This is a genomic window from Paracoccus luteus, from assembly GCF_004522155.1.
Taxonomy (GTDB): domain Bacteria; phylum Pseudomonadota; class Alphaproteobacteria; order Rhodobacterales; family Rhodobacteraceae; genus Paracoccus; species Paracoccus luteus.
On the sequence record NZ_SDEA01000002.1, the window covers coordinates 153695 to 166162 of the forward strand.

Genomic DNA, 12468 nt, shown 5'->3' on the forward strand with positions numbered 1-12468 from the left:
TTTCCCCGTCCCCGGCGGCCGCTAGGTTTCCGCGATGACCGACGCGCCCGCACTCGCCACCCTGCCCGACGCCGACGAGGACGCCACCGCCGGGCTGGCGCGGGTGCTGGCGGCCGTGCTGGGGCCGGGCGACTGCCTGCTGCTGGACGGGCCGGTCGGCGCGGGCAAGTCGCATTTCGCCCGCGCCCTGATCCGCGCGCGCCAGGGCGACGCGGCCGAGGACGTGCCCAGCCCCACCTTTACCCTCGTCCAGACCTATGAGGCCGCGGTGACCGAGATCTGGCACGCCGACCTGTATCGCCTGACCGATCCGTCGGAACTGGTCGAACTGGGGCTGGACGAGGCCATCGACACCGCCATCACGCTGATCGAATGGCCCGACCGCATGGGCGCGCCGCCGCCCGGCGCGCTGACGGTGTCGCTGCGGCCCACCGCCCCCGACCGGCGCCGGATCACGCTGTCGGGCGATCCGGCGCGCTGGCCCGGGGTCGCGCGGCTGGCGGAAATCGCCGCCTTCCTGCATCGCGCGGGCCGGGCGGGCGCGCGGGTCGCGCCGCTGGCGGGCGACGCCTCGGCCCGGCGGTATTTCCGGCTGACGGGCGGGGACGGGACGGGCGAGGATGGAACAGGGGGGGACGGGACGGCGGTGCTGATGGACGCGCCGCCGGGGACGTGCGCGCCCTATCTGGCAATGACCGGCTGGCTGCGCGACCGCGGCTTTCACGCGCCGCAGGTGCTGGCCGCGGATGCCGCCGCCGGGCTGCTGCTGCTTGAGGATCTGGGCGACGATCTGGTCGCCCGCGTGCTGGACCGCGACCCGGACGCGGCCCCCGCCATCTATGCGCGGCTGGCCGACCTGATCGCAGACCTGCACCGCCACGCGCCGCCGGATTTCGTCCCGGCGCTGGACGGCCCGGCGCTGGCCGAACAGGTCGGGCTGTTCGCCCAGTGGTATCCCCCCGCCGCCGGCGTGCCGGGCGCGGGCGCGGGCGTGGCGGCCGCCGTCGCTGCGCTTTACGCCCAGCTTTGCGCCGACGCCGCCCCGGCCCTGTCGCTGCGCGATTTCCATGCCGAGAACGTCGTCTGGCGCGGCGGCGCGGCCCCCGGCCTGCTGGATTTCCAGGACGCGGTGGCGACGCACCCCGCCTATGACCTCGCCTCGGCGCTGCAGGACGCGCGGCGCGACGTCGCCCCCGACATCGAGGCCGCCGCGCTGGCGCGTTACCTGGCCGCGACCGGCCAGGAACCGGGCCGCTTTGCCGCCGCCTATGCGCTGATGGGGGCGCAGCGGGGCCTGCGGATCATGGGCATCTTTACCCGGCTGTGCCTGCGGGACGCAAAGCCGCGCTATCTGGCATTCATGCCGCGGGTCTGGGCGGCCATCGTCCGCGACGTGGCGCATCCCGCGCTGGCGCCGCTGGCGGCGGCGCTGCGCGGCGTGCCCCCGCCCACGCCCGAGATCATCGAAAGGATCGCCGCCCGATGCGGAACCCGCCCGACGCGCTGATGCTGTTCGCCGCCGGCCGCGGCACGCGCATGGCGCCGCTGACCGACACGCGCCCCAAGCCGCTGATCCGGGTGGGGGGCGTGACGCTGCTGGACCGGGCGCTGGCGCTGGCGCGGGGCGGCGGCGCGCGGCGGATCGTGGTCAACACGCATCATCTGGGCGGCCAGATCGCCGCGCATCTGGCGGGTTCCGAGGTGGCGATTTCCGACGAATCCGACCGGCTGCTGGAAACCGGCGGCGGGCTGCGACGGGCGCTGCCCCTGCTTGGGCCGGGTCCGGTGCTGACGCTGAACCCCGACGTGGTCTGGACCGGGCCGAACCCGGTCGCGGCCCTGCGCGCGGCATGGGACGGCGACCGCATGGACGCGCTGCTGATGCTGGTGCCGGTGGACCGCGCGCAGGGGCGCGTCGGCGGCGGGGATTTCGCGCTGGACGCCCGCGGCCGCATCGCGCGCGGCGGGCCGCTGGTCTATACCGGCGCGCAGGTCATCCGCCCCGACCGGCTGGCGGGCATCGCGGACGAGGCGTTCTCGCTGAACGCGCTGTGGGATCTGCTGATCGCGGACGGGCGCGTCTTTGGCATCGTCCACGCGGGCGGCTGGTGCGACGTGGGGCGGCCCGACTGCATCGCGGTCGCGGAAAGGATGCTGGATGGCTGACCTGAAGGGGCTGTTCGCCCTGCCCCCCGGCGTCGATTTCGCCCAGCAGACGGCCGCCGGGCTGATCGCCCGCATGGCCGCCCGCCCGCCCGAGGATATGGGCCGCGTCACGCTTTACGCGAACTCGGGGCGGACGCTGACGGCGCTGGGGGCGGCCTTCGCGCGGGGCGGCGCGATGCTGCTGCCGCGGATGCGGCTGATCGCCGACCTTGGGGCGGGCGACGCGGGCCTGGCGCCCCCGCTGGCGCGGCGGCTGGACCTGGCGCGGCTGGTCGATGCCGCGCTGGGGTCGGACAGCGGCCAGTCGGTGCCGGCGCTGACACAGTCGCTGGCCGAGCTGATGGCCGAGATGCAGGCCGAGGGGCTGGGCCCCGACGCGCTGGACCGCATCGACGCCGCCGACCACGCCGCGCATTGGCAGCGGGCGCTGGCCTTTCTGCGGATCGCCGCCGGGTTCCACCTGACCGGCCCGGCCGTCGACCCCGAGGCGCGCCAGCGCGCCACCGCCGAACGGCTGGCCGCCGACTGGGCCGCCGGGCGCAACCTGCCCGACGGGCCGGTGATCGTGGCTGGGTCCACCGGATCGCACGGGGCGACGCGGCTGTTCATGCAGGCGGTGGCCGGGCTGCCGCAGGGGGCGGTGATCCTGCCCGGCTTTGACGCCGACACCCCGCCCGATGTCTGGGACCGGCTGGTGGGCGGGGACGAGGATCACCCGCAGGCCCGCTTTGCGCCCCTGATCGCGGCGCTGGGCCTGCCGCGCCCGTGGACGGACGCGCCCGCGCCGGACCCCGCGCGCAACCGGCTGGTCAGCCTGGCCCTGCGCCCCGCGCCCGTCACCGACAGCTGGGTCGCGGACGGTCCCGCGCTGGGCGACCTGGCGCCACTGGCCCGCAACATGACGCTGATCGAGGCCGACCAGCCCGCCGACGAGGCCGCCGCCATCGCCGCGCTGATCCGCGAGGCGGTCGAGCGCGGCCAGCCCGTGACCCTGATCGCCGCCGACCGCACGCTGACCCGGCGGGTCACGGCGGCGCTGGACCGCTGGCGCATCGTGCCCGACGACAGCGCCGGCGTGCCGCTGCCCCTGACGGCGGCAGGGCTGTTCCTGCGCCATATCGCGGCGCTGTGGGGCCAGCCGCTGGCGATGGACGCGCTGCTGGTGCTGCTCAAGCATCCGCTGGCCGCGACCGGCGCGGGCGAGGGCGCGCGCCGCCAGCACCTGCTGATCACGCGCGAGCTGGAACTGCGCCTGCGCAGGCACGGCCCGGTTTTCCCGGACGGCACGGCGCTGCGGGACTGGGCGGACGAGGATCGGGCCAAGGCTGACGCGCGCCGCCCCTGGGCCGACTGGGCGGCGCAGGCGCTGGACGAGACGCGCGCCCGCATCGCGTCCGGTCCCGGCCCCCGCCCGCTGGCCGAAAGACTGGCGGATCTGCGCCACCTTGCGGAACGATGGGCGGCGGGGCCGGGCGGCGACGCCGGGGCCTCGCAGCTTTACGCCGAAAAGCCGGGCGAAAAGGCGCGCGCGGTGCTGGACCATCTGGCCGCCCACGCGGACGCCGGCCCGCCCCTGACCGCCGCCGAGTTCGCGCAGCTGCTGCACGAGCAGTTGCAGGCGCAGGCGGTGCGCGCGGATGCCGCCGCGCATCCGCTGGTCCGCATCCGCGGCCCGCGCGAGGCGCGGACCGAGGCGGTGGGCCTGGTCATCCTGGGCGGGCTGAACGAGGGCGGCTGGCCGCAGGCGCTGGCCCCCGACCCGTGGCTGTCGCGGCCGATGCGGCGGCAGGCGGGGCTGACCCTGCCGGAACGCCGCATCGGGCTGGCCGCGCACGACATCCAGATCGGCCTTGCCGCCGAACAGGTCGTGCTGACCCGCGCCCGGCGCAGCGACGAGGCGGAAACCATCCCCTCGCGCTGGCTGAACCGGCTGGTCAACCTGATGTCGGGCCTGCCCGGCCAGTCCGGCCCGCAGGCGCTGGACGCGATGCGGGCGCGCGGCAACCGCTGGACGGCGCTGGCCGCCGCGATCGCAGAGCCTGCGGCCGCCATTCCGCGCGCGCCCCGGCCCGCGCCGGTGCCGCCCGCCCCGGCGCTGGACCGGCTGTCGGTCACGGGCATCCGCACGCTGATCCGCGACCCCTATGCGGTCTATGCCAGCCGGGTCTTGCGGCTGTCGCCACTGGACCCGCTGCGCCCCGAACCCGATCCCGCCAGCCGCGGCACGGTGCTGCACGCCGTCATCCAGCGGTTCCTGACCCCGCCCCCGACGGCGCTGGACAGCGTGGCCGACCTGCGCGACCGGCTGATGGCGGCGGCGGACGAGGTGCTGGCGGCCGAGGTGCCCTGGCCTTCGACCCGGCTGTTCTGGCGCGCGCGGCTGGCCGGCATCGCGGACCGGCTGGCCAGCGAGGAACGCGAACGGCTGCAGACCGGCGCGCCGATGATCGTCGAAAAACATCGCGAATGGCCGCTGCCGGGGCTGCCGTTCACACTGACGGCAAAGCCCGACCGCATCGACCGGCAGGATGACGGGACGGCGGTGGTCTATGACTATAAATCCGGCGCGCCGCCGTCGCAGGCCAAGGTCAGGCGCTTTGACAAGCAGTTGCCGCTTGAGGCGCTGATGGTCGAGGCGGGGGCCTTCGGCACGCCGCTGCCGGTGGCCGCGCTGCGCTATATCCAGCTGGGGGGCGAGGGGAAGACCGCGCCCATCGACTGGAACGACGCGGTGCGCGCGGAAACGCGCGACGGGCTGGCGCTGCTGCTGGCGGGATACCTGGACGGCACGCACGGGTTCACCGCCCGGCTGGCGATGGAGAAGGACAGCGACGCGTCGGATTACGACCATCTGTCGCGGCTGGGCGAATGGTCGGCGACCGACGCCGCGCAACGGATAAAGGTGGGGCGATGAACGACGATGCAGCGCGCGCGGGGCGGGACGAGACAGCGCACGCAGGGCACGACTCCACACCGCGCGCAGGGCACGACGCCACACCGCGCGCGGGGCACGACGCCGCGACGCAGGCCCAGCACCGCGCCGCCGACCCCGGCCGCAGCACCTGGCTGACCGCCAACGCCGGATCGGGCAAAACCAGCGTGCTGACCGACCGGGTGGCGCGGCTGCTGCTGGGGGGCACGCGGCCCGAACGGGTGCTGTGCCTGACCTATACCAAGGCCGCCGCGACCGAGATGCAGAATCGCCTGCTGAAGCGGCTGGGCGAATGGGCGATGCTGGACGACGCCGCCCTGACCGGCCGGCTGGCCGGGATGGGCGTGCCCCCCGGCGCCGACCTTGGCGCGGCGCGGCGGCTGTTTGCGCAGGCGATCGAGACGCCGGGCGGGCTGAAGGTCCAGACGATCCACAGTTTCTGCGGCGCGATCCTGAGGCGTTTCCCGCTCGAGGCCGGGGTGCCGCACGGCTTTGCGGAACTGGACGACCGCAGCGCCGCGGGCCTGCGCGCCGACATCATCGAACAGATGGCGGCGGAATCGGCGCCCGAGATGGCCGATCTGCTGGCGCTGCAGTCCGACCACGAGCTGGACCGCTTTCTGGCCGGATTGCGCGACTTTGACGCCCCGCCCTGCCATGCGACGGTCTGGGCCAACTGCGGCCTGCCGCCTGGCCTCGATGCGGCGCGGCTGCTGGCCGACTGTTTCCCCGAAGGCGACGCGCGGCTGGTCGCGGCGCTGATCCCGCTGCTGCGGGCGGGCGGCGTCAGCATGGTCAAGGACGCGGGCAAGCTGGACGGCGGCGACTGGGACGCGCCGGGCATGGACGAGCTGCGGCGGCTGGAATCGGTCTTCATCAACGCGTCGGGTGACAGCGCCGGGCTGGCCAAGATCGGCAAATGGCCGTCCAAGCCGCTGCAATCGGGCAGTTGCGCGGGGCTGATGGACCAGATCGACGCGCTGATGAGCCGGGTGGAAGCGGCCCGCCCGCTGCGCATCGGGCTGGACCACGCGCGCCGCACGCTGGCGCTGCAGCGGTTCGGCCACGCCTTCTGCGGCCGCTATGCCGCCGCCAAGCGCGCGGGCGGCTGGCTGGATTTCGACGACCTGATCGACCGCGCCGCCGACCTGCTGGGCCACGCCAGCATGGCGCAATGGGTGCTGTTCCGGCTGGACGGCGGCATCGACCACATCCTTGTGGACGAGGCGCAGGACACCTCGCCCCGCCAGTGGCAGGTGATCGAACGCCTTGCGGCCGAGTTCACGGCCGGCCACGGCGCCACCGACCGGCCCCGGACCCTGTTCGTCGTGGGCGACCCGAAGCAGTCGATCTATTCGTTCCAAGGGGCCGACATCGCGGTGTTCGGCGACCGGCACGCGGGGTTTTCCGACGCCTTCGCGGCGGCGGGCAGCCCGATGCAGGACGCGGCGCTGCGCCATTCGTTCCGGTCCTCGCCCGCGATCCTGTCGCTGACCGACGCCACCTTTGCCGGTCCCGCGGCCGAGGGGCTGGGCGAGCCGCCCGCCCACATCGCCCATCGCGCGGCGATGCCGGGCCGCGTGGACCTGTGGCCCCCGGTGCCCGAACCCGACAAGCCCGAGGACGGCCAGTGGTTCGACCCGGTGGACCGCCCGGCGCAGAACGCCGCCGGTCAGGTGCTGGCCCGCGCCACCGCCCGCGCCGTGCGCGAGATGATCGACCAGCCCTTCCAGCCGCGCGCGGGCGGGCCGCGCCCGGTCCGGCCCGGCGACGTGCTGATCCTGGTCCAGCGCCGGTCGGCGCTGTTTCACGACATCATCCTGGCGCTGAAGCAGGAAAACCTGCCCGTCGCCGGGGCCGACCGGCTGAAGCTGGCGGGCGAGCTGGCGGTGGCCGACATCCGCGCCCTGCTGTCGGTGCTGGCCACCCCCGAGGATGATTTGTCGCTGGCGGCGGCCCTGCGCTCGCCCCTGTTCGGCCTGTCCGAGGACGCGCTGTTCCGGCTGGCCGCGCCGCGCAAGGGCAGGCTGATCGCCGCGCTGCGCGGATCGGCCCACGCCGAGGCGATGGGCATCATCGAGGATCTGATGGGCCGGGCGGATTTCCTGCGCCCGCACGACCTGATCTCGCGCCTGCTGGTGCGGCACGGCGGGCGGGCGCGGCTGATCGCGCGGCTTGGCCCCGAGGCGCAGGACGGCATCGACGAGCTGCTGGCGCAGGCGCTGACCTATGAGACATCCGAAGTGCCGTCGCTGACCGGGTTCCTGGTCTGGCTCGCCTCGGGCGATGTCGAGGTGCGCCGCCAGCCGGGATCGGGCGGCGGGCTGGTGCGGGTGATGACCGCGCATGGCGCCAAGGGGCTGGAAAGCCCCATCGTCATCCTGCCCGACTGCGCCCGGCGCAAGCGCGGCCCGGCCGAGCCGCGCACGATCCTGCCCGACAGCGGCCCGCCCGCGCATTGGCGCGACAAGACCGCCGAACGCCCCGACGCCGTTGCCGCCTGGGCCGACCGTGACCGCCGCCGCGCCGAGGAGGAGCGCCGCCGCCTGCTGTATGTCGCGATGACCCGCGCCGAAAGCTGGCTGATCGTGGCGGCGGCGGGCGACACCGGGACCGGGCTGGACAGCTGGCACGCAATGGTCGCGGCGGGGTTCGACGGCGGCCACGGTCTGGCGGAAACCACGCTGCCCGTGGGTTGGGGCGAGGGGCGGCGGCTGTCCTTCGGCGACTGGCCCACGGTCGCGCACGATGAGCGCCCGGCGCCCGCCGCCCCGCCCGATCTGCCCGACTGGGCGCACCGGCGCCCGCCGTCCGCCGACCGGCCGCCGGGGCCGGTCGCTGCGACCGCGCTGGGCGGGGCCAAGGCGCTGGCGCATCCCGGCGCGGGCGACGGAGACGGCGACCGGCAGGCGGCGATGCTGGCCGGCACGCGGCTGCACCTGCTGCTGGAACATCTGCCGGGACAGGACCGCGCCCGGTGGCCGCAGCTTGCGCGCGCCGCGCTGGCCGGGGCCGAGGGCGGGCTGCCCGATGACGCGGAACTGGCCGCCCTGCTGGCCGAGGCGGGGGCAGTGATCGATGCCGAACCGCTGGCCGGGGCGTGGGATCCCCCCGGCGCGACCGTCCTGCGCGAGGCGGCGCTGACCGCGCCCCTGCCCGGCGGGCGCCGGTTGTCAGGCAGCATCGACCGGCTGATCGTCACCGCAGACCGGGTAACGGCCATCGACTATAAATCGAACGAGGTCGTGCCCGACACGCCGGACGCCGTCCCCGCCGGCATCCTGCGCCAGATGGCCGCCTATCGCCACGCCGTCCGCGCGATCTGGCCGGGCCGCGCGACGGAAATGCAGGTTCTGTGGACGCGCAGCCGGGCCCTGATGACGCTGCCCGACGCGCTGCTGGACGCCGCATGGGCGGATGCGCTGGCGGCGTTGGGCGGCGGCGCAGGCGCGCCCGGCCTTGACCCGCCGGGTCGCGCTTCATAGCTGTGATCCAACCCCGCCGCCCCGCGCGGCCCGTTTTCCAGGAGCAACCATGTCCACCGTGAAAGCCACCGACGCCGATTTCGACAGCGTCGTCCGCCAGTCCGACGTGCCCGTGATCGTCGATTTCTGGGCCGAATGGTGCGGCCCCTGCCGCCAGATCGGCCCCGCGCTGGAAGAGCTGTCGGACGAGTACGCAGGGCGCGTCAAGATCGTGAAGGTCAACGTGGACGAGAACCCCGACGCCCCCGCCACGCTGGGCGTGCGCGGCATCCCGGCGCTGTTCCTGTTCAAGGACGGGCAGGTCGTGTCGAACCGGATGGGCGCGGCGCCCAAGGCTTCGCTGAAAAGCTGGATCGACGAATCGATCTGACGGCCAGGGTGGGGGGCTTTGCCCCCGCCGCGCGCTGCGCGGCCCCCCCAGGATATTTGGGCAAGGAAGAACGGGGCGGCGGGTCAGATCGGCCAGCCGCCCCTTTGCATGGCGGCGATGATGCGCGCGCCCGCGTCCGGCGCGCCCGCGTCGATGGCGCGGTGTTTCAGGAACCACCACAGATAGGCCGCGAAATCCGGCGCATGGCCGGGCGCGGCGTCCAGCGCCGCCCGCGCGCCCATGTCGGCCACGTTCAGCGCGATGTGGTGAAAGTCGATGGCGGCGAACAGCACCGCCGGCTTGCCCAGCAGATAGCCGTCGAACGCCACCGCGCTGTTCATCGTGGCGACAAAGGCGCAGTCGCGCAGCCGCGCCATCGTGTCGCCGCCGATGGTCAGCTTCGGGTGCCTGCGCGCCAGCCGGTCCAGCGCCGCGCGGTCGGCGCGGTCCAGCGCCTCGCGCGGGTGCAGGGTGGCGATGACCGGGCGGCCGGTCGCGCAGACGGCGTCCAGCATCTGCACCGGGCTCATCGTCTGGAACGACCGTTCCTTGCGGATGCGTCCCTGCAGCGGGACCAGCACGTGATCGCCCCGGACCGGGTCCGGCCCCGGCAGCACCCGCGCCCGCAGCCGCGCGGCAAAGCCCCCCGCCTCGGGCGGGACGGCGGCCGGGTCGAATGCCGCGCGCGCCACCGCAAAGCGCCAGCGTTCCACGCAAGGCTCGACCGTCCAGAACGGATAATGATAGGCGCGGCGAAAGCTGAGCGTGTGCGGATTGTCCGGCCGCCGCATGTGGACCAGCGCATGGCCGTCGGGGTCAACCGGTTCGGCCGCGTCGCGCCATTCGACCGCCCAGCCCGCGCCGCGGACCGCATCGGCCAGCACCCGCATGAACGGGAACGTGCCCGCGCGCGCCGTTTCCAGCATCAAGCCGTCCAGATAGGCGCGCAGGGTGGGCGTGGTCATGGCGCGCAGGCTAATGCGGCCGGCCGCGTTGCGAAAGCCGCCCCGCGCCACTATCTGACCCGCAACGCGAACGGAGGCCCAGATGAGCGACGACCGATTTCCCGGCTGGCACGGCACCACGATCCTGGCTGTGCGCCGCGGCGGGCGCGTGGTCGTCGCGGGCGACGGGCAGGTCAGCGTCGGCCAGACGGTGATGAAGGGCACGGCCCGCAAGGTCCGCCGGCTGTCGCCCGGCGGGCGCGACGTGGTCGTGGGCTTTGCCGGATCGACCGCCGACGCCTTCACCCTGCTTGAGCGGCTGGAGAAGAAGCTGGAATCCGCCCCCGGCCAGCTGCAGCGCGCCTGCGTGGAACTGGCCAAGGACTGGCGCACCGACAAATACCTGCGCAATCTGGAAGCGATGCTGATCGTGACCGACGGCGCGCAGGTCTATGTCGTGACGGGCGCGGGCGACGTGCTGGAACCCGAACACGACGTCGCCGCCATCGGATCGGGCGGCAACTATGCGCTGGCGGCGGCCCGCGGGCTGATGGACAGCGACCTGGACGCCGAGGCGGTGGCCCGCCGCGCCATGCGGATCGCCGCCGACATCTGCGTCTATACCAACGGCAACCTGACGGTCGAGACGATCGGCGGATAAGGGGCCGTTGCCCGCCCGTCCGCGGCCGCGGACTTGCCCGTGAACCCTGGACCAAGGCGAAAGACCCATGACCACCCTGACCCCCCGCGAGATCGTCAGCGAGCTTGACCGCTTCATCATCGGCCAGGCCGAGGCCAAGCGCGCCGTGGCCGTCGCCATGCGCAACCGCTGGCGGCGCCAGCAGCTGCCCGACGACCTGCGCGACGAGGTCTATCCCAAGAACATCCTGATGATCGGCCCGACCGGCGTCGGCAAGACCGAGATCAGCCGCAGGCTGGCGCGGCTGGCGCAGGCGCCCTTCATCAAGGTCGAGGCCACCAAGTTCACCGAGGTCGGCTATGTCGGGCGCGACGTCGAGCAGATCATCCGCGACCTGACCGACGCCGCCATCGCCGACACCCGTGAACGCATGCGCGAGGCGGTCAAGGCCCGCGCCCACCAGGCCGCCGAGGACCGCGTGCTGGAGGCCGTCGCGGGCGAAGGCGCGCGCGAGCTGTTCCGCGGCAAGCTGAAGCGGGGCGAGCTGGACGCCACGGTGATCGAGCTGGACCTGCCCGACGCCTCGAACCCGCTGGGCGGGCTTGAGATGCCGGGCATGCCCGGCATGCCGGTCGGCGGCATGATGGATCTGTCGGGGCTGATGAAGGCGTTCGGCGGCCGCCGCGTGCGCCGCAAGGTGACGGTGGCGGAATCCTATGACCTGCTGATCGCCGAAGAGGCCGACAAGCTGCTGGACGACGACGCCGTCAAGGCCGCCGCGCTGGAATCGGTGCAGCAGTCCGGCATCGTCTTCATCGACGAGATCGACAAGGTCGCCGCCCGCCAGGAAACCCGCGGCGGCGACGTCAGCCGCGAGGGCGTGCAGCGCGACCTGCTGCCGCTGATCGAGGGCACGACCGTCGGCACCAAATACGGCCCCGTCAGGACCGACCACATCCTGTTCATCGCCTCGGGCGCGTTCCACGTCGCCAAGCCCAGCGACCTGCTGCCGGAACTGCAGGGCCGCCTGCCGATCCGGGTCGAACTGCGCGCCCTGACCGAGGGCGATTTCGTCCGCATCCTGACGGAAACCGACAACGCCCTGACCCGCCAATACACCGCCCTGCTGGGGACCGAAGGCGTCACGGTCGATTTCACCCCCGACGGCATCGCCGCGCTGGCCCGGATCGCCGCCGACGTGAACGGCAGCGTGGAAAACATCGGCGCGCGGCGGCTTTACACCGTGATGGAACGTGTGTTCGAGGAGCTGTCCTTCACCGCGCCCGACCGCGGCGGGCAGGCGGTGACGGTGGACGCGGCCTTTGTCGAAACCCAGATCGGCGATCTGGCGCGGTCGGCCGACCTGTCGCGTTACGTGCTGTAAGATAAAATGGCGGCCGGGGTGCCTCCGGCCGCCGTGGCGCGTCCTGTCGGGCAGAGGCATCCTGCTAAAACGCACCTTTCAGGCAGGATCGGACCGAATCCGCGGAAAGTCAACAGCGCGATGCGCAGGAGTCCCCCGCCGGACTGTCGGGCAAGGGAACGTGGCGGCCGGGGTGCCTCCGGCCGCCGCGGCGCGTCCTACCTGGCGAGAGGCACCCTGCGTGGGCCGCGCCTTTCACGCAGGATGACATGGCACGGGCGTCCGGTCCAGCGTGACGGAACCGGCGGGCCGCGCCGCCGTTAAGCCGGCAAGCGCAACCGGAGGCCCGCCATGTTCGAAACCATCATCGGCATCATCATCTTTGCCCTGGACGTGTGGGCCATCGCGTCGATCATCAACTCGGGCGCGACGGGACGGTCCAAGGTGATCTGGGTGATCGTCGTGGCGGTGCTGCCGGTCGCCGGGCTGATCGCCTGGTGGCTGATGGGGCCGAAGGCCAACCAGCAGGGGCGGGTGTGACCTGACGCCCGCGACCTGACCCCGGCGA

9 protein-coding genes are annotated in these 12468 nt (G+C 73.7%); 8 read left to right on the forward strand and 1 reads right to left on the reverse strand.

Annotation, left to right across the window (positions count from 1 at the left end; genetic code table 11):
- The first annotated feature begins 34 nt into the window (after positions 1-34).
- From tsaE to trxA, 5 genes are read left to right on the forward strand one after another with little or no spacing between them, the layout of a single operon-like run.
- Positions 35-1507 (forward strand): tRNA (adenosine(37)-N6)-threonylcarbamoyltransferase complex ATPase subunit type 1 TsaE, encoded by a 1473-nt coding sequence (gene tsaE, locus EPA64_RS03610; protein ID WP_134724889.1) that lies wholly within the window; start codon positions 35-37, stop codon positions 1505-1507.
- A complete protein-coding gene (locus EPA64_RS03615; RefSeq protein ID WP_134724890.1) occupies positions 1483-2166 on the forward strand; it encodes a nucleotidyltransferase family protein in 684 nt (227 codons plus the stop codon). Before tsaE ends, EPA64_RS03615 begins: the two co-directional genes overlap by 25 nt.
- Positions 2159-5080, forward strand: coding sequence for a double-strand break repair protein AddB (gene addB / locus EPA64_RS03620; RefSeq protein WP_134724891.1), 2922 nt, complete (start codon positions 2159-2161; stop codon positions 5078-5080). The genes EPA64_RS03615 and addB overlap by 8 nt, the downstream gene beginning before the upstream one ends.
- On the forward strand, positions 5077-8583 hold the full coding sequence (gene addA / locus EPA64_RS03625; protein ID WP_134724892.1) for a double-strand break repair helicase AddA: 3507 nt from the start codon (positions 5077-5079) through the stop codon (positions 8581-8583). Before addB ends, addA begins: the two co-directional genes overlap by 4 nt.
- Positions 8584-8632: 49 nt before the next feature.
- Positions 8633-8953 carry a thioredoxin gene (trxA, locus tag EPA64_RS03630; RefSeq protein WP_134724893.1) on the forward strand — a complete coding sequence of 107 codons (321 nt, stop codon included), beginning with the start codon at positions 8633-8635 and terminating at the stop codon, positions 8951-8953.
- A gap of 83 nt (positions 8954-9036) precedes the next feature.
- Here trxA and EPA64_RS03635 read toward each other — a convergent pair whose 3' ends face one another.
- Entirely contained in the window at positions 9037-9918 is an 882-nt protein-coding gene (locus tag EPA64_RS03635; protein ID WP_134724894.1) for a hypothetical protein, read from the reverse strand.
- Positions 9919-10000: 82 nt separating this feature from the next.
- Here EPA64_RS03635 and hslV point away from each other — a divergent pair, with 82 nt between their 5' ends.
- From hslV to EPA64_RS03650, 3 genes are all read left to right on the forward strand, one after another.
- Positions 10001-10558 carry an ATP-dependent protease subunit HslV gene (hslV, locus tag EPA64_RS03640; RefSeq protein WP_134724895.1) on the forward strand — a complete coding sequence of 186 codons (558 nt, stop codon included), beginning with the start codon at positions 10001-10003 and terminating at the stop codon, positions 10556-10558.
- Between the two features lie 67 nt (positions 10559-10625).
- Positions 10626-11921: an ATP-dependent protease ATPase subunit HslU gene (hslU, locus tag EPA64_RS03645; RefSeq protein WP_134724896.1), complete on the forward strand. Its 1296-nt coding sequence runs from the start codon at positions 10626-10628 to the stop codon at positions 11919-11921.
- A gap of 330 nt (positions 11922-12251) precedes the next feature.
- Positions 12252-12440, forward strand: a complete 189-nt coding sequence (locus EPA64_RS03650; protein WP_134724897.1) for a PLD nuclease N-terminal domain-containing protein — start codon at positions 12252-12254, stop codon at positions 12438-12440.
- Positions 12441-12468 lie beyond the last annotated feature (28 nt).

What these genes read in the sequence shown, in the direction of transcription:
- tsaE (WP_134724889.1), top strand. Translation starts at nt 35, where the DNA reads ATGACCGACGCGCCCGCACTCGCCACCCTGCCCGACGCCGACGAGGAC.
- EPA64_RS03615 (WP_134724890.1), top strand. Translation starts at nt 1,483, where the DNA reads ATGCGGAACCCGCCCGACGCGCTGATGCTGTTCGCCGCCGGCCGCGGC.
- addB (WP_134724891.1), top strand. Translation starts at nt 2,159, where the DNA reads ATGGCTGACCTGAAGGGGCTGTTCGCCCTGCCCCCCGGCGTCGATTTC.
- addA (WP_134724892.1), top strand. Translation starts at nt 5,077, where the DNA reads ATGAACGACGATGCAGCGCGCGCGGGGCGGGACGAGACAGCGCACGCA.
- trxA (WP_134724893.1), top strand. Translation starts at nt 8,633, where the DNA reads ATGTCCACCGTGAAAGCCACCGACGCCGATTTCGACAGCGTCGTCCGC.
- EPA64_RS03635 (WP_134724894.1), bottom strand. Translation starts at nt 9,918, where the DNA reads ATGACCACGCCCACCCTGCGCGCCTATCTGGACGGCTTGATGCTGGAA.
- hslV (WP_134724895.1), top strand. Translation starts at nt 10,001, where the DNA reads ATGAGCGACGACCGATTTCCCGGCTGGCACGGCACCACGATCCTGGCT.
- hslU (WP_134724896.1), top strand. Translation starts at nt 10,626, where the DNA reads ATGACCACCCTGACCCCCCGCGAGATCGTCAGCGAGCTTGACCGCTTC.
- EPA64_RS03650 (WP_134724897.1), top strand. Translation starts at nt 12,252, where the DNA reads ATGTTCGAAACCATCATCGGCATCATCATCTTTGCCCTGGACGTGTGG.